We start from the raw sequence: 17,911 nt of genomic DNA on the forward strand, positions 1-17,911 counted from the left end.
GCCGCCGTCGCCGCGGTCCTGCTGCTGGTCGCCGCGGTCCTCGCGCTCACCTGCTGGTCGGTGCTGCGGGTGGGCGCGCTCGCCGCCCGTCATCGCCGCCGTTCGGCGGTCGCCGCCGGTGGGGTCGCGGTGGCCTGGGCTCTGACTTTCACTCTCGGTGTCTCGGTGTACGGCGCGGTGCCCGTCGCCGCGCGCAGCAGCGCCACGTACGCGTGGGACCGCACCCACCAGGCCCGCGCCGGCCTGCGGGACGAGGCCGCCTTCGCCAAGGAGGTCGAGAACGACGCGTTCAAGGGCGTCGCGCCGGATCAGATGCTGTCCGCGCTCAAGGGCAAGGACGTCATGTTCACCTTCATCGAGAGCTACGGGCGCAGCGCCGTCGAGACGCCGGCCCTGGCCGCCCTGGTCGACCCGGTCCTCGACGACGGCACCGCCCAGCTGAAGAGGGCCGGCTACGGCGCGCGCAGCGGCTGGCTCACCTCGCCCACCTTCGGCGGCGGCAGCTGGCTGGCCCACTCGACCTTCCTGTCCGGGCTGTGGATCAACAACGAGCAGCGGTACCGCAACCTCGTCTCGACCGACCGGCTCACCCTGACCCGCGCCTTCCGCGACGCCGGGCACCGCACGGTCAGCGTCATGCCCGGCGCCACCCGGGCCTGGCCGGAGGGCAACTTCTACGGCTACGAGCAGGTGTGGGACTCGCGCAACCTGGGCTACAACGGGCCGAAGTTCAGCTGGGCGCCGATGCCCGACCAGTTCACGCTCAAGCAGTTCAGCGCGCTGGAGTACGACAAGGCGGGCCGGGAGCCGCTGATGGTGGAGATGCCGCTGGTCTCCAGCCACACGCCGTGGGCGCCGATCCCCGGCTATCTGCCCGACTGGGAGGTCGGCGACGGCTCGGTCTACGGGCCGATGGTCGAGAACGGCACGAAACCGAAGGCGCTGTGGGCCGAGCCGAAGAAGGTCCGGGCCGAGTACGGCAAGTCCATTCAGTACTCGCTGACCAGCGTGATCAACTGGATCGAGCGGTACGGCGACGAGAACCTGGTGATGGTGTTCCTCGGCGACCACCAGCCCTCGCCGATCGCGGCGGGCGCGAACGCCAGCCACGACGTGCCGATCACCATCGTGGCCAAGGACCCCAGGGTGCTCGACCGGATCACCGACTGGAACTGGGCCGACGGGCTGAGGCCGCGGGCCACGACGCCGGTGTGGCCGATGAACGCGTTCCGGGACCGGTTCTTCACCGCGTTCGGGTCGCCGGCTGCCGCATCATGAACCGATGATCCTCCATCTCGACTGTGACACCGGCATCGACGACGCGATCGCGGTGGCCTACCTGCTGGCCCATCCCGGGGTGCGGCTGGCCGGCATCGGCACGGTCAACGGCAACACCGCGGCCGCTCAGGCCGCGCGGAACACCCTGGGGCTGCTCGCTCTGGCCGGCCGCGACGACATCCCGGTCGCGGTCGGCGAGGGCGAGATCAAGCGCGGGGCCAAGGCGGTGCACGGCGACAACGGCGTCGGCGGGGCGGTGCTGCCCCTGGGTGAGCCGCCCGACCCCCGTACCAGCGTCGAACTTCTCTTGGACCTTTCCTTTGAGTACGCCCGTGAGCTGCACCTTCTGGCGACGGGACCGTGCACGAACCTCGCGCTGGCGTTGCGGCAGGACCCCACTCTGCCCGGCCGGATCCGGAGCGTCACGGTCATGGGCGGCGCCGTGCGGGTGCCGGGCAACGTGACACCGCGGGCCGAGGCCAACATCGCCGACAACCCGGCCGCGGCCGACGAGGTGTTGCGGGCCGCGTGGCCGGTCACCCTGGTGCCGCTCGACGTGACGTTGCGGCACCGCTGGACCGAACAGGACCGGGCCCGGCTCGGCGGCACCCCGCTGACCCGGGCGCTGGCCGGCATGCTGCCGGCCTATCTCGATTTCTACGAGGGCCGTACGGGTATCCGCGCGGTCCCGCTGCACGATCCGCTCGCCGCCGCGATCGCCGTCGGCGAGATCTCCGCGGTGGGGTCGCCCGAGCTTCCGCTCCGGGTGGGCCCGGACGGCCATATTTCCGAAACCGGCGACAAACCGGTCAGGACGGTCTTCTCAGTGGACGAGCCGGCCGAGAAGATCATCCTGGACCGGATCAACGGAATCAGCGGCAGAGGTATCGCTTAAAGAGCAGATCATTAGTAGCATCGCGCCATGTCGACGGAATCCGGAGTTGATCGCGGTCGTCTCGCCGAGCTGGCCACCCGTGAGCGGGCCGCCTTCGCCGAGCGCAACCCCCGCTCGGCCGCGGCCTACCAGCGGTCCGGCCACCTGTTCGGCCGCGTGCCGATGACCTGGATGAACAAGACCGCGGCCGGCTTCCCGCTGTACGTCGCGACGGCCCGCGGCAACCGGATCACCGACGTCGACGGCCACGACTACCTCGACTTCGCCCTCGGCGACACCGGGGCCATGGCCGGGCACTCCCCCGCGCCGGTGGTCGAGGCGGTCACCCGCCGCCTGGCCACCCTCGGCGGCGCCACCACGATGATGCCGACCGAGGACGCGGCGATCGTGGCGGCCGAGCTGGCCCGGCGCTTCACCGTGCCGTACTGGAGCTTCGCGCTGACCGCGACCGACGCCAACCGCTGGGCCATCCGCCTGCTGCGGGCCGTGACCGGCCGGCCGAAGATCCTGTTCCACAGCTACTGCTACCACGGCTCGGTCGACGAGTCGCTGATCGTCGTCGGCCCGGACGGCCACGGCCGCAGCCGCGAGGGCAACGTGGGCGCGCCGACCGACGTCACGAACACCAGCCGGGTCGCCGAGTTCAACGACCTGGCCGGCCTCGAGCGCGAACTGGCCCACGGCGACGTGGCGGCGGTCCTGATGGAGCCGGCGCTGACCAACATCGGCATCGTGCTGCCCGAGCCCGGTTACCTGGCCGGGGTCCGCGAGCTGACCCGCAAGTACGGCACGTACCTGATCAACGACGAGACCCACACCTTCTCGGCCGGGCCGGGCGGCGCCACCGCGTTCTGGGGGTTGTCGCCGGATGTCGTGACCATCGGCAAGGCCATCGGCGGCGGGATACCCGTGGGGGCGTACGGCCTGTCCGAAGATCTCGCGACGGCCTTGACCGGCCGCACGGACCTGGATCTGGTCGACATGGGCGGCGTCGGCGGCACCCTGGCCGGAAATCCGGTCTCGATGGCCGCGACCCGCGCCTGCCTGCGGGAGGTCCTGACCGACGGCGCCTTCGCCGGCATGATCGACACCGCGACGGCCTTCGCCACCGGCATCCGCAAGATCATCGAGACGTCCGGGCTGCCGTGGTCGGTCAGCCAGCTCGGCGCCCGGGTCGAGTACCGCTTCGCCGATCCCGCGCCGCGCAACGGCACCGAGTCGGCCGCCGTCGCCGACGGCGAGCTGGAGGACTTCCTGCACGTCTACCTGGCCAACCGCGGCGTCCTGCTGACGCCGTTCCACAACATGGCCCTGATGTCGCCGGCGACGACGATCGAGGACGTCGAGCGCCACCACGGGATTTTCGCGGAGGCATTGCACGAACTTGCGTCCTAAACACCCGGAAAACCGGCATTTCACTCCGTAGCCTGAGGCCATGGGCCTGTTCGGCAATCGGCAACAGCAGTCCGCTCCAGTGGTGCGCAGGGAACCCCCGCGCGACATCGAGGCTCTCGAGGAGCTGGCCACCAACCTGGAAAGCGCCACTGGCGAGGCCAGCACCTGGCGCATCTACGTCTCCACCTATGTCGAGTACTACGACATGGAGTACGGGGCGGTCTGGTGCGTCGAGAACGGCGGGCTCAGACTCGAGTTCGAGCTCGGGCGCATCAAGGACCAGCTGGGCGGCCCCTCCGCGCTCGCCCAGCAGGCGATGCGGACCGTGAAGCCGGTGTACATCAACGCGGACCAGGCGAGCCCCGACCCTCGTTTCCAGAGCGCGATCCGGGCCGGCGCCAGGGCCGGGATCGCGGTACCGGCGGTCCGGGGTAACAAGGTCATCGCCGTCATGGAGTACTACGGCGGCAACCCGCTCGCCATGGACGCCGCCCTGATCAGCAAGTGGGGCGCGATCGGCCGGCTCGCCGAGCAGATCCGGGTCGCCGCCCTCGCCGCGTACAACACCCGGCAGGTCGCCGACGACCGCCTCGCGGTCACCAGCGTGGTCACCGCGCTCGGCCACACCGCCAGCTCGTCGCTGGCCCTCAAGGCGGCGCTCGACGCGGTCCGCACCGCCTTCCACTGGGCCTACGGTTCCTATTGGGAGGTCGACCCCGAGGAGAACGTGCTCAAGTTCCAGGTCGAGTCGGGCAACGCCGGCGAGGAATTCCGCAAGGTGACCCTGGCCGCCACCTTCGCCGAGGGCGTCGGCCTGTCCGGCCGCGCCTGGCGCCAGCGCGACCTCGTCTTCGTCCGCGACATCGGCGAGCTCACCGACTGCGTCCGCGCGCCCGCCGCCCAGCGCGCCGGCGTCCGCTCCGGCGTCTGCTTCCCCATCGTCAGCGGCGACCGCATCATCGGCACGATGGACTTCTTCACCACCGAGTACGTGGACCTCTCCGACTCCCGGGCCGACGCCCTGCGCAACGTTCAGCAGCTCGTCTCCCAGCGCCTCGAAGTCGTCCGCGCGGCCGAGACCGCCGCCGCCAACGCGCGCGCCCTGCTGGACACGGTCGACCGTCTGCGCGCCGCCACGGCCGACGCCACCCGGGTGGCCGACGAGGCGGTGAGCCGCGCGTCGGCCATGACCGGCGACGTCAACTCCCTGGGCAACGCCTCGGCCGCCATCGGCGACGTCATCCAGATCATCTCCTCGATCGCCGACCAGACCAACCTGCTGGCGCTGAACGCCACCATCGAGGCGGCCCGGGCCGGCGAGATCGGCAAGGGGTTCGCGGTCGTGGCCGGCGAGGTCAAGGAGCTGGCCCGCGAGACCGCCGAGGCGACGAAGAAGGTCTCGGAACAAATCGCCGCCCTGCAGGAGAGCGCCGAATCGGTGGCCGGCGGCATCCGCGACACCAGCGAAACCATTCACCAGCTCGACGCGGTGCAGACCCGCATCGGCGAAGTACTGGAGGAACAGGCCACGATGGCCCACGCGCTGGAAGCCTCCTGACGCTATCCCGCGAGATTTTCTCGCTCCCCGTTCGCCAGGCAGACTGCAAGAGGCGATCTCGGCATTTATACCGCACCTAGGGTTGTTGCTTGCCATCCGGCAAGGTGTCATGCTCACCGGCACCGACACCTTTAGCGAAAGACGGAAATGGCGGACAAACAATTCACGGTGGAGGCCGTCTCGAACGGCTGGGACCCCGCCGACGAGCGGTGGCAGGCCGAGGCCGGGGAGCTGTACGACGAGCTGGCGAGGAACCGTCTCGTGGTGCCGGGCGCCCCGGCACCCGGCGAGCGCGGGCTGGCCGAGACGCTGATCGTCGCGCTCGGCTCGGCCGGGGCGTTCACGGCCTTCCGCGACATCGTCACCACCTGGCTGAAAGCGCGCGGTGAGAGTCCCACCCAGGGCACTTCCGTCGTCATCAAGCGCACCGGTCAAGATCTGCAGGTCGAGATTCCCGCCGACAAAGTCGACGACCCCGGAACCTGGGACCTGGTGAAGCGAATCATCGACGGGTGAGGCATGCACCGCGCCGTCATCATCGCCAATTCGATCTTCGACGTTCACGATCCCGCGGGAGAAATCCCCGATCTGAGCTCACCGCCATTCGACGCCGCATTGATCAAATGGGCGCTGACCAATCCGCGCAGCGGAATCTGCGCCGGCGACCCCGCCGCCGTCGAGATGGTGCTCAATGAAGATCATTCCGCCATCGTCCGGGTGATCGAGGCCGTATGCGATGTCACCGAAAGGGATGACACGCTTCTGCTGTATTACAGCGGCCACGGCTTCCGGGAACGCGGCGGCGGTCTCTACCTGGCCGGACGCGACACCGACCGGCGCCGGCTGGCCGGCACCGCCGTGTCGGCCGGCACGCTCAACGCGGTGCTCCGCCGCTGCCCGGCCCGGCGGATCCTGGTCGTGCTGGACGCGTGCTACTCCGGCGCGTACGAGATGGACCAGCTGGTCGTCGACAACTCCTACCTCATCACCAGTGCGATCGGTTCGCGCACCGCCCGGGACGGCGGCCCGGGCGAACCGAGCCCCTTCACCGCCGCACTGGCGCGGGGGCTGCTCGGCGCGGCCGGCACCCGCCCGGCGATCACCGCCGACGGCCTGTGGGCCTTCCTCAGCGGCGTCCGGCCCGAGATCAAGAGGAGAACGGGCAGCAGCGCGGAGATCGTCGTCGCCCGTTTCCGCGACGACGACCCGGCGCCGTGGCAGGAGCGATGGTGGTCCGACGCGCTGGCCCAGGCGGCCGGGGCCGTCGGACCCCGGCCCGGCGGCGCCGGCCTGAGCCGGCTGGACGCCGCCGACCGGGACCGGCTGCGCGACCTGTCCATCTTCCCCGGCCCGGTGTCCCTCGACGTCCTCGGCCGGTGGTGGGACACCACCGAGGTCCGCGAGGCGCTGAGCGAGCTCGCCGACCGCTGGAGCTTCGTGGCCGTGACCGGCGGCGCCGCCCGGCTCACCGACGGCACCCGGGAGCTGATCGCCGCCGACGGTGACCTGCGGGCGTCGGCACCCGGCGCCCACCGGTCGTTCGTCGAAAGCCTCCGGCGAACAGTCCCGGGCGGCGAGTGGTGGCGGCTCCCGGCGGAGCTGTCCGCCGTCGGGGTGGACCTGCCCGGGCATCTGCGCGCGGCCGGACTGGACGGCGAACGGCACGACCTCGTCCTCGACCTGCGCTGGATCCAGGCCACCATCCGGTGGACCGGTTCGACGGCGGCGGCCGAGGCCGGCCTGCTGGCCGACGGCTCACCCGTGGCGGTCCTGCTGCGTGAGGCCCTCGCCCGTTGCGCCCACTTGCTGGACCCGCGATCGGACGCGTTCACCGACACGTTGCTGAGCCGCATCGATCACGAACCGACGCTGCGGCCGCTGGTGGAACGATTCCGGGCGACGCCGGCCGGGCCCTTCCTCGAACGGGTCTGGCCGCTGGCCGACATGCCGCACCCCAACTTCGTCCGGGTGCTCGGCGCGCACGGCGCAGCGGTCCGCGACTGCGCCGCCGGCGGCGATCCGCTCGCCGTGTGGACGGTCGGGCACGACGACACGGTCAAGCGCTGGAGCGTCGCGCCCACCACGGCCGGCGCGGGTCACGACATGACTGACGCCCTGCTGACCCCGGACGGCACCGCCGCCGGGCTGGAGTCCATCGCCCACAGCGCGGCCGGGCGGCTGGTGCTGGGCTCGAGACGCCGCGCCCACGTCCGCGCCGAGACGGGCGGCGGCCCGCGGCTCGACCTGGAGCACGGCCGGCCGGTGACCCGCTGCGCGATCTCCGCCGACGGCCGGTGGGTCCTGGCCGTGACCGCGGACAGCCAGCCCTGGCTGTGGGACCTCGCGGGCGAGGATCCGGGCCACCCGGCGCCGGCCCGGCTGCGCGGGCACTCCAAGGTGATCACGTGCTGCGCCGCCGATCCCGCCGGCGACCGGTTCGCCGTCGGCTCCGAGGACGGGCGCGTCTCGATCTGGCGGATGGCCCGGCCCGGGCCGGAACCGGCGGCCTTCGTCGGCCCCGGATACGGCTCCCCCGTGGACTGCTGCTCGTTCCAGGCCGGCGACCCGGACGAGCGGTGGCTGGTGATCGGCTTCCGCAACGGCACCGTCGCGGTGCACAGCGGTGAGGCGCTCGTCGCCGCCCGCACCCTGCACGCCGGGCGCGTCCTCGCCTGCGCGGCCGCCGCCGGCGACGACGCCGCCCGCGGCGGGCTGGTGGTCTCGGCCGGCTACGACGACCAGATCCAGCTGTGGTGGCCGAAGGTCAACGACCTGATCAGCATGCCCGGCAACGGCGCCGGCGTGCGCTGCTGCGCGGTCGTCCCGGTCACCGGCACCCGGGCGGGCGGGCGGTCCCAGGTCGTCACGGGCAACGCCGACGGCACGGTACGGCTCTTCTCGACCAGCCCGGCGGCGGCGTCCTGGGAACCACCGGCCCTCTCGGCGCCGGCCTCGTACTGCTGCGTCTCCGGCGACGGCGGCCGCGTCATCAGCGGCGGCTTCGAGGCGCCACGCCAGTGGTCCACCGGCCCGGACGCCGGACCCGGGCCGAGCCTCCCCGCTTCTCCGGCCACCTGCGCGGCCATGAGCGAGGCCGGTCATCTCGTCACCGGCCACCCGGACGGCCGGATCCTGGTGACCTCGCCGCGCGACGGGCGCCGCCGGCTCGGCACCGAGGGCAAGCCGGTCACCTGCTGCACGGTGAGCCCGGACGGCACACGGGTGGCCGCGGGCTACGAGGACGGCAGCGTCCGCCGCTGGGACACCCGCCTGGGAACGGTCAGCAGCTCACGGTTCGCCGCGCACGGCGCGGTGCGCTGGTGCGGTTACCTCCCCGGCACCGAGTCGCTGACGCTCGCGCAGGCCGACGGCACCGTCACCCACTGGCCGCACACCGGCGACGCCGACCGCGTCGCGCCGGCGGCCTCCGGCGACCGCGGCGCCACGCTGTGCGCCGCCCAGACAGCGGACGGCAACCTGATCTTCCTCGGCACCGAGTCCGGCCGGCTGGGGATCATCCGGCTGTCACCCCGGTACGCCGACCTCACCCGCGCCGTCCGGGCCCACGACGGCGCGATCCGCGGCTGTGCCGTGGATCCCCGCGGCGCCCTGCTCGCCACCGCCGACTCGGACGGCCTCCTGCGGGTGTGGCGCCTCACCGGTGACCCCTTCGATCCCCGGCCCGTCGCCGCCGTCCGGCTGGCCACGCCGGCCAACGACTGCGCGTGGCTGCCCGACGGCGAGCACATCGCCGTCGCGGGTGACGGGGGCACGTTCCTGTTCCGCGTCCGGTCCGCTGCTGAAGGTGAGTTCTGACATGTCCGTCACGCGACTACCGAGCCCGCGGCGCGCCTGGGCGGCCGACCACCCCGTCCTCGACGTGCTCCGCCGGCGCCGGGCCGAGGACAGCCGGCCCGGATCGCGCTCGGACGGGTACCGGGTGGCGCTGGCCGTCGAGGGCGGCGGCCTGCGCGGCATCGTCTCCGCCGCGATGCTCACCGCCCTGGAGGACCTCGGGTACACGCAGACCTTCGACGTCGTCTACAGCTGCTCCTCGGGCGCCGTCAACTCCGCCTACTTCCTGGTCGGCGACACCTGGTACCCGCTGTCGATCTACTTCGACGATCTGGCCAGCAAGCGGTTCCTGGACTTCCGCCGCGGCCTGCGGGGCCGGCCGCTGATCGACCTCGACTTCGCCCTGGACGAGATCGTCCACTTCACCAAACCCATGGATTACGCGTCCGTACGATCGTCGCCGATCCCGCTGTGCATCATGGTCACGAACGTCGACGACCTGGACACCGTCCTGGCCCGGGACTTCACCTCCGACGACGACCTGCGGGCCGCGCTGCGGGCCAGCATGTGGCTGCCCATAGCGGTACCCGGAACCACGAGCTTCCGCGGCTTCCGGGCGGTCGACGGCGGCGTCCTGACCGCCCACCCGTTCCTGGTCGCGCAGCGGACCGAGGACGCTCCGCCCACCCACGTGCTGTCGCTGAGCACCCGCCCGATGGGCTCGATGCGCCCCGGGGTCTCCTGGCTCAACCGCTACGTCGGGACCCGGCTCAACCGCATCCGTCCCGGACTCGGCACGGGCCACCTGCGCTCGGTCCAGGAGTACAAACAGGCGCGCGTCGCCCTCGAACGGCAGCGCGCCGAACCGGTGCCCGGCCCGTACATCCTCGATCTGGCCCCGCTGCCGGCGCAGCGCGAGGTGGTACGGCACGAGATGAACCCCTGGCGGTTGTTCCAGGGCGCCCGCGACGGTTACGAGGTCGCCTACTTCGCGCTGGAGGGGCGGTACCGGCGGGCCATGCCCCGCCTGGTCATCCCCGACCACGGCCGGCACGACTTCCGTTTCCCGGTCGACCTCGACGACGGCGAGCAACGGTGATCAGCGAAAACGAATGGATCAAGTCGGTCGTCAAGGCGATGCAGGCGCCCGACCGTGACCTGGAGAACCTGCAGACGACCTGGGAGGTGCTCACCCGCCAGCCCGGGGAGCCGATCGAGGCGCTGCGCACCGCCCTGGTCAACCTGCCCTTCGAGGCGAACTCCTTCCACGTCCTGTACGAGGTGCCACGAGCGGCCTTCGAACGCGACCTGACCGCCTGGTGCGAACGGGTGCTCGACATCCCGCGCCTGGGCGAACGCGACGTCTCGGCGTGGACCGAGTTCGGGTACCTGGCCGTGCTGCTCCTGACCGTGTCGACGCTGGAACACGCCGACCGGGGCCGGTTCGACGACATCGCCGACCGGCCGGTCGATCAGGTCCCGCCGCCGGAGAGCACCGAACCGGAACCGCCCGGCCCGCCGGCCCCTGAAGCGGCCCGGCCCGACCTGTCCGAGGCCGACCGGCTTGCGGTCGCCCGGCGCCTGATCCTCAACACGGCCGTGACGACGGTGCTGAAGGAGCTGTACCGGCAGGACTTCACCGAACAGGACGCGAACGAGCTCGAATCCGTCAAGTCGTCCATCGCGGTCCAGCGCAAGGAGCTCCGGTTCGGCTATGTCGAGGACCCCGAAACCGCGCGGAAAGCGCTGGCCGAGGCGGAATCCGACCGGAACAAGGGCGAACGCGCGTCGGCGGCCGCCGACTTCTGGCCGACGCTCGACCTGGGCCAGTACGAATTCCACGAGTTCGGCACGACGTCGTTCATCCTCCGCGGCCCCGCCCCGGCCTCCCTGGCCGACGATCCCCGGTTACGCGACCATGCCGAGCAGCCACCGGGCCAGCTCGCCGTCAAGCTGGTCCTCATGCCGTACACCGAGGTCCCGGTGATCGCCTCCGCGACGCGCGAATACGCCCTCAAGTACCAGAACACCTGGCACAGCAAGGTGGCGGCCCGGGTGTGGTTCAGCGCCTCCCGGTGGATCGCGATGGACTTCGTCGACGGCGTCACCCTGGAGAAGTTCGTCCAGGGCCGGGACACCGTCACCGCGCCGGACGGGCCCGCCGGCCGGCGGCGCTCGAGGCAGGACCGCGGCCGTTACGCCCGGGGCGAGACGCTGGAGGCCGTCGGCCCGCTGCTGTTCGACGCGATAGCGGACATCGGCGAGCACGGTCTGGTGCACGGTGACCTCAACCCGTCGAACATCATCGTCACCGGGAGCGGCGACCGGAAACGGCTCACCCTGGTCGACTTCGGCCGCAACTACCTCTACGGGCAGTCCGGCCTGGGCCGCCAGGCCAGCGACGCGCGCTACATCGCGCCCGAGGTCCGGCGCGAGGACAAACCGTCGTGGCGGGCCGACCTGTACTCCGTCGGCCAGCTCATCATCGGCCTGAGCGGCGTCGGCCGCGAAGGGGACTCGGTCGTACCGGACGCGTTCTACCGGCGCACCCACTACCTCGGCCGGTTCCTCGAAGACCTGATCGACGAGGACCCGGGCAGCCGTCTGCTGCTCTTCGGCAAAGCCGACATGGGTCCCGAGGCCCGGCTCTCCCCCGAGGACTGGGCGGACCTGAAGGACACGTATCTGGCCGAGGCCGCGCTGTCGCACAAGGTCGACCGGCGCGACGGACTGTTCGGGCCGCCGAGCCGGGGCCGCCGGTTCGTGCTCAACTTCGCGCCCAACTCGGGCTCGCCCGGCCGCCTCACCCGGTTGTGGCGCGAGACGGTCTTCGCCGTCGACCGGTACGAGTTCCCGGGCCACCGCGCGGCCACCGGCCTGTCCGGCCAGGACGTCTACGACCGCCGGTCCCTGGCGACCTCCCTGATGTGGTGGTCGCGGGCGTGCGCCGCCGGGTGGTACCTGACCGTCCTGGTGACCGCGTACCTGCTGCTGCGCGACCTGAACGTGCTCCCGGGCGGGGTGCTCGAGGACCAGCTGGCCAAGCTCCGCGCCGACGGGTACCGGGAGCCGCCGGCCTCCCTGGAGGACACGCTGCCCTGCCGGATCGCGATGTTCTCGATGGCCTGGGCCTCGGTCAAGTACTACCAGAACATCTACGCGGGGCTGAGCGCCCGCACGGTCCGCGGATTCCCGGGGCTGAGCGGCACCGCGCGGTGGTCCATCGAGGTCCTCGACCGGGCGAACTCCGTCCTCATGCCGCTCGTGGCGGTAGCGGTCAACCTGATCGCCCCGATGTGGTGGGCCGCCGCGACGACCCTGCTGCTCGTGAACAGCCTGCTGGTCAACCTCGGCGGCCGGGTCCTCTCCGACCGCGCGGTCGAGCTCTCCCGCGAGACGGCCCGGGCCGACGGCGTACCGGCCAATGCGACGATCCCGCCGCGCATCGTCGGCCTCGAGAAATACCGGGTCTGGACGCCGTCGATGCTCGCCTACTGCCTGATCTGTCTCGGCTTCACCATCATGATCTACTTCGGCGTCCTGCAGGACGTCATCGCGTACGCCACGGTCGTCGCCGTGGTCAACGTCGGCCTGCTCACCTTCACCAAATGCGGAACCGACGCCGACACCGTCCGCATCGGACTGACCCGCGCCTACCTGGCCGCCGAACGCCTCGCCCGGAAGGTCGACGCGCGCCGCATCTCGTACGCCGTCGACGGCCCGTGAACGGAGAAAGGGCCCGCCCCGAAGGACGAGCCCTTTCCCGTACGGCTCAGTAGCGGAACCGGGAGACCACGGCCTGCAGCTGACCGGCGGTGACGGCCAGGTCGTCCGCCGCGTGGCGGGTGTCGCCGACGGTGGCCGTGGTCCGCTGGGTGGCGTCGGAGACCGTGCCGATGGTGGCCGCGATGTCGCCGGCGCCGGCGGCCGCCTCCGACAGCGTACGGTTCATCTCCTGGGTGGTGGCGGTCTGCTCCTCCACGGCCGAGGCGATCGTCATCTGAATGCCGTTGATCCGCTCGATGATGGCCGAGATCTCGCCGATCGCGGTGACCGCGCCGTCGGTGTCGGCCTGGATCGCCGACACCCGGCGGGAGATGTCCTCGGTGGCCTTCGCGGTCTCCTGAGCCAGGTCCTTGACCTCGCCCGCGACCACGGCGAAGCCCTTGCCCGACTCACCGGCCCGGGCCGCCTCGATGGTGGCGTTCAGCGCCAGCAGGTTCGTCTGCTCCGCGATCGAGGTGATCACCTTGACCACCGAGGCGATCTCGGAGGACGACTCGCCGAGCCGGGCCACGATCGCGTTGGTCGCCGAGGCCACCTCGACCGCCTGCACGGCCACCTCGGACGCCTCGGTCGTCGAGACGCTGATGTCGCGGATCGCCGAGCCCATCTCCTCCGAGCCGGCCGAGACCACCTGAAGGTTGTGGGAGACCACGTCGGCCGCGGCGGCGACCGTGCCGGCCTGCGAGGACGCCTCGTTGGCGGCCGACTCGACCTGACCCGAGACACTGGTCAGCTGACCGGCGGCGGCGTTGAGGGTGGTGGCGTTGCCGGCCAGCTGCACGACGTCCTCGCGCAGGCGGGCCACGGCCTGGTCCATCGCGACGGCCATCCGGCCGACCTCGTCCTGGGTGGTGACTCCCGACGTACGGGTCAGATCGCCCTCGGCCAGGCCCTCGGCGACCCGGGACACCTCGCGGACCGTGCCGCGCACCCGGCCGGCCACCCGGAACCCGAGCAGCGTGCTCACCACGACGCCGACGACCAGCAGGATCCCGACCGTCCAGGTGGCCTTGCCGGCCGCCGATTCCGCGTCCGCGATGGCCTGCTCGGACAGCTGCTCAGCCCGGGTGGACAGCACCGTCTGGTCCTCGCCGAGCGCCGAGTAGATCTTGTTGTAGTCGGCGAGAGCCTGCTGGAAATCGGCCGCGCTGGAGCCGGTGTAGTCCCTGTTGTTGAACTCTACGTAGTCCTTCCAGTCGCTCTGCGCCTTGTCGACCGCGGCCGTGCCGGTCGCGTCGCCGGCGAAGGCCGCGTCCAGGTCCTTCAGGGACTGGTCGACCGCGTCGGCGTTGGCCTCGCGGCCCTTCGTGAGCGCGTCCTTGAGGCTCGGGTACAGCTTCAGGGCGGACGTGTTGCCGCTGTACGCCTCGATGCTCTTGCTGAACGTGCCGACCGCGCTCTCCAGCGTCACAGTGCGCCGCTGGGAGTCGGCGGCGTCCGCGTTCTGCGTACGCAAAGTGGCCAGCGCGACGCCGCCGACGACGATGCCGCTGACCGTGCCCACCAGCACCGCCGCGCCGATCTTCGTCCGCAGCGACCGGTTGTCGAACGCTGATGTCAGTCCCATCCCCGATGCCTCTCCTGTCCGTATTCAGCCACCGCGCAAATCGGCATCCAGGGCGGTGTGGATAAGAAGTCACGGGCAGGTTCCGCCGAGAATGTTTCACGATCACGGTAATGCCCCTTCCGGGGGAACGAGCGCGATTTCGCCGCATGTGCCCCGCCGTACGGCGTCTACTGCGTCCTAGGAGGCTAGGTCTATTGGGGAGCCGGCGAACGAATGTGGCGGAATCGGGGCGGAGAGGCGTAAGTGGTCGCTACCTTCCCCTCATGGCCACGGCTACCGAGAAACCCGCCGCCCGGACCCGGCCGGCGCCCACCCGCCAGCCGGCCTTCGACCAGTTCCTCCAGCTCCTGGAGGAGGGCGACGCCGACGACATGGCCGACGCCCTCCTGCACCTCGACGAGCAGCGCCGGCGCGCCCTGGTCCCCCGCATCCGCGCCACCGACCCGGCCGCCGCCCCGGGTTCCGCCGGAGCGGCCCGTCGCCGCCGCCCCGTGCCGGGCGCCCTCGCCGAACCCGGGAGCCACCCGCTGCCGGGTGCGGGTCTCGACCCCAGCACGGGCCTCGGATCCGGCGGTGGCGTGGGATCCCGCACGAGCGCGGGCCTATCCGGCGGCGGCATGGGATCCCGCACGAGCGCGAGCCTCGGAACCGGCAGTGGCATGGGATCCCGCACGAGCGCGGGCCTCGGAACCGGCAGTGGCATGGGATCCCGCACGGGCACGAGCACGAGCACGGGCCTCGGAACCGGTGCCGGCGGAGAGTCCGGCACGGGGCCCGCCTCCGGCGCTCTTCCAGCGGATCACGGAGACGGTGCGCCGGCCGGACGGCTGCGCCGGGGTGCGAAGCCGGACCCGGACGATCGCGTGCGGCGTGAGGGCGCGCTCCTCGTGGCCGGGGCGGGATGCCTGCCGACCGGCGACGACGTCGTCGCGTGGCTGCGGTCGCCGCGCTTCAAGGGTGAGCTCCCCGCCCGTACCATCGCCGCCGTCATCCGCGTGTTGCAGGCGCCCGGCCGTCCCGGCCTCGCCACCGTCGCCACCGACCTCGCCGCCCAGCTCAAGCACCGCGACCACGACCGCGGCGAATGGGCCCTGACCGCCGCCGCGCTGCGCGCCGCCGGGCTTCCCCTGCCCGCCACCGAACCGATGCTGCGCGGCTGGGTACGCCAGTTCTCCGCCGCCGGCTCGGCCGGCGCCCTGGCCGCGCGCCTGGCCGAGGACCCGTGGCTCGAGACGCAGCTGCCCGCCCTGTTCGCCACCCCGAAGGTCGCGGCCGACCTCGACGACCTCTGGCCCGCCGCCCTGGCCCTGCTCGCCGCCGGCAAGCGCCTCGACCGCCGCCAGCTCATCGCCCTGCTGGTCGGCCGGCTCCGCTCCGGCGACCGCGGCGCCGCGCTGCGTCCCGTACTGGAAACCTTCCGTCACCTGGACCCCACCCTGGACGAGCGGGCCGCCCACCGCGCCGACTTCCTGGCCATGCTGGCCGAGCCCAACGGCCCGGTGGCCGAGCTGGCCCAGCGCGTCCTGCGCGCCCTGGACGACGCCGGCCACCTCGACGCCGACACGGTCGCCGCCGCCACCCGGGCCGCCTTCGCCCGCACCGAGAAGAAGCTGATCCGCGCCCAGTTCGCCTGGCTCGACCGCGCCATCGCCCGCCACCCGGACGCCGCGCCGTCCCTGCTGGAGGCCGCGACCTCGGTCCTGAACAGCGACGACCCGGAAGTGGCGGAACGTGCCCTGCGCGTCGTCGGCCACCACTCGGCCGGCCCGGAAGCCCTCCGCCCCGCCGCCGGCTCCCTCGCCGGCGATCTCCGCCGCCAGGCCGATGAGATCATCGGCCAGCCGTCGATTCCGCCAGGTCCGCGGTTCCCTCCCTCTCCTTCGGTGTACGTCCCCGAGCCCATGCCACCCGCCATCGGCTCCCTCCCGGAGCTGACCGCGACACTCGCCCAGACCCCGCTGTCACCCCTCGACCTGGAACGGGTCCTGGCCGCGGTGGCCAAGTTCGCCGTCACCGCCCGGCCCGATCTCGCGTGGGCCCTGGCCCCCCTGGCCGCGGACCGAACCTCTCCCCTGGCCGAACTGATCGAGACCCTGGTCCCACCCGAACTGGCCGAAGCCGCGGCCACCCGGCCGACCGCCGGCACCCCCACTCGCCGGTACGCCCCGCTGGGCGCCCGCCCGGCCGGGAGCCGCCGCTCCGCCGCACCGACCGGCCCTGGTCCCGCACCGTCCACCGGCGACCCGGCCGGGCGGGCCGCCACCCTGCCCGCCCGCTCCCCAGCAATCGCCACGTCCGGCCCCGCTTCCGCCCAGCCCGCCACGACGACCGGCCCAACACCGGGACCAGCCGCCACCGCGGTCGGCCGGAGCGCGGGACCGGCCGCCGACGCTTCCGGTCCGGCCGGCCCACGGTCCGCCTCCGCGGCACGCCGGCCGCTTCCCCCGCCGCAGGAGATGCTGCGCCTACGGATCCACGAGCTCGCCGGCCAGCTCGGCCGGGGCGAAGGCCCACCGGCCCTGCTGGCCACGCCGGCCACCAGGGACGGTCACGTCGACCCGGCACGCCTGCTGCTGCGCCTGGCCTCGGCCGAGCGCGCCGGCTGGCAGCCCGGCCCGTACGACCTGGCCCAGGCCCTGCTGCGCCTCCCCCGCGAGACGCCGCCGTCGGTGCTGACCGCCGCCGCCCGCCTCAACTCCACCGCGGGCCGCCGCTTCGCCGCCTGGCTGCGCGCCGGCGGCCTCCCCGACCCGGCGATCACCATGGTCGGCCCGCCCACCGGCCCCGCCGAGCGCACCGTCACGTTCGCCCCGCTGGACGCCTCGGGCCTGGCCCTTCCGCCCGGTCTGCTCGCCGTACCCGCCGGCCGGGCCCACGCCACCCCCGGCGATCAGTCCTTCTGGCCTCTGGTCCTGCCCAGCCACCGGGAGATCATCGCCGCCCACGTCCTGCACTCCCGCCGGAGCGGCTCGGCGGGCGCCCTCCACGAGGCCGGGGTCGCGCTCGCCCAGCACAGCGGTGGCGGTTCCTCGTCACCGGCCGCGGCCGAGAAGCCACAGGAGGCGGCCGAGAAGCCTGAGGGGGCGGCCGGAAGCGCGGATGTCCACTCCGGAGTCCTGTCCGCCCTGGCCCGCTCGTCCGGCCCCTTCGGGCCCGCGATGGCCCTGGCCCTGGCTCAGGCCCTGACCACCGGAAGCGAATCCGATCGCCGGGACGCCGTGACCGCCGTCGCCCACCTGGCCCGCTGCGGCGGCCTCGACGCGGGACTGCTGGGCCGCGAGCTCGCCCTGCTCCTGGCCGCCCACCACGACGACCTCCACGCCGCCGCCGACGCCCTGGCCGATCTGGCCCGGGGCGGCGCCCAGCACGCCGTGTGGGCGGTCCTGCACGCCGTCCTCCCGGCGCTGTTGCGCCTGGAACGGCCACCCGCCGGCCTACCCGACCTGCTGGCCCTGGCCTCGGCCGTCGCCGCCGCCATCGGCGCCCGCGCCCACCTGCCCGAGGTCTCCGCCGCGGCCGCCCTTCCCGAGCGCACCCGCCTCAAGAACGAGGCCGCCCGCCTGGCCCGCACACTCGCCTGACCGCAGCGAAACCGAACCCGCCAGCGAGAACGGACGAGGCCGGGCCATGGGCACGC

General features: G+C 72.7%; 10 protein-coding genes. 9 read left to right on the top strand and 1 reads right to left on the bottom strand.

The window, feature by feature from the left end:
* Positions 1-69 precede the first annotated feature (69 nt).
* From AB0C26_RS21005 to AB0C26_RS21040, 8 genes are all read left to right on the top strand, one after another.
* Positions 70-1,278, top strand: a complete 1,209-nt coding sequence (locus AB0C26_RS21005; RefSeq protein ID WP_360249645.1) for a sulfatase-like hydrolase/transferase — start codon at positions 70-72, stop codon at positions 1,276-1,278.
* Positions 1,279-1,282: 4 nt separating this feature from the next.
* Positions 1,283-2,173, top strand: a complete 891-nt coding sequence (locus AB0C26_RS21010; protein ID WP_360249648.1) for a nucleoside hydrolase — start codon at positions 1,283-1,285, stop codon at positions 2,171-2,173.
* Between the two features lie 27 nt (positions 2,174-2,200).
* Positions 2,201-3,568, top strand: coding sequence for a transaminase (locus tag AB0C26_RS21015; RefSeq protein ID WP_360249651.1), 1,368 nt, complete (start codon positions 2,201-2,203; stop codon positions 3,566-3,568).
* A gap of 40 nt (positions 3,569-3,608) precedes the next feature.
* Positions 3,609-5,126, top strand: coding sequence for a methyl-accepting chemotaxis protein (locus AB0C26_RS21020; protein WP_360249654.1), 1,518 nt, complete (start codon positions 3,609-3,611; stop codon positions 5,124-5,126).
* 147 nt (positions 5,127-5,273) lie between these two features.
* Positions 5,274-5,642 carry a hypothetical protein gene (locus tag AB0C26_RS21025; RefSeq protein ID WP_360249657.1) on the top strand — a complete coding sequence of 123 codons (369 nt, stop codon included), beginning with the start codon at positions 5,274-5,276 and terminating at the stop codon, positions 5,640-5,642.
* Between the two features lie 3 nt (positions 5,643-5,645).
* Positions 5,646-8,942: a caspase family protein gene (locus AB0C26_RS21030; RefSeq protein WP_360249660.1), complete on the top strand. Its 3,297-nt coding sequence runs from the start codon at positions 5,646-5,648 to the stop codon at positions 8,940-8,942.
* 1 nt (position 8,943) lies between these two features.
* Positions 8,944-10,020 carry a patatin-like phospholipase family protein gene (locus tag AB0C26_RS21035; protein WP_360249663.1) on the top strand — a complete coding sequence of 359 codons (1,077 nt, stop codon included), beginning with the start codon at positions 8,944-8,946 and terminating at the stop codon, positions 10,018-10,020.
* Entirely contained in the window at positions 10,017-12,647 is a 2,631-nt protein-coding gene (locus tag AB0C26_RS21040) for a hypothetical protein (protein WP_360249666.1), read from the top strand. The genes AB0C26_RS21035 and AB0C26_RS21040 overlap by 4 nt, the downstream gene beginning before the upstream one ends.
* A gap of 46 nt (positions 12,648-12,693) precedes the next feature.
* Here AB0C26_RS21040 and AB0C26_RS21045 read toward each other — a convergent pair whose 3' ends face one another.
* Positions 12,694-14,274, bottom strand: a complete 1,581-nt coding sequence (locus AB0C26_RS21045; RefSeq protein WP_360249669.1) for a methyl-accepting chemotaxis protein — start codon at positions 14,272-14,274, stop codon at positions 12,694-12,696.
* 263 nt (positions 14,275-14,537) lie between these two features.
* Between AB0C26_RS21045 and AB0C26_RS21050 the strand changes: the two genes are divergently transcribed.
* Positions 14,538-17,855 carry a DUF6493 family protein gene (locus tag AB0C26_RS21050; protein ID WP_360249672.1) on the top strand — a complete coding sequence of 1,106 codons (3,318 nt, stop codon included), beginning with the start codon at positions 14,538-14,540 and terminating at the stop codon, positions 17,853-17,855.
* Positions 17,856-17,911: the final 56 nt, after the last annotated feature.

The sequence above is a fragment of the Actinoplanes sp. NPDC048796 genome (assembly GCF_040650035.1).
Lineage (GTDB): Bacteria > Actinomycetota > Actinomycetes > Mycobacteriales > Micromonosporaceae > Actinoplanes.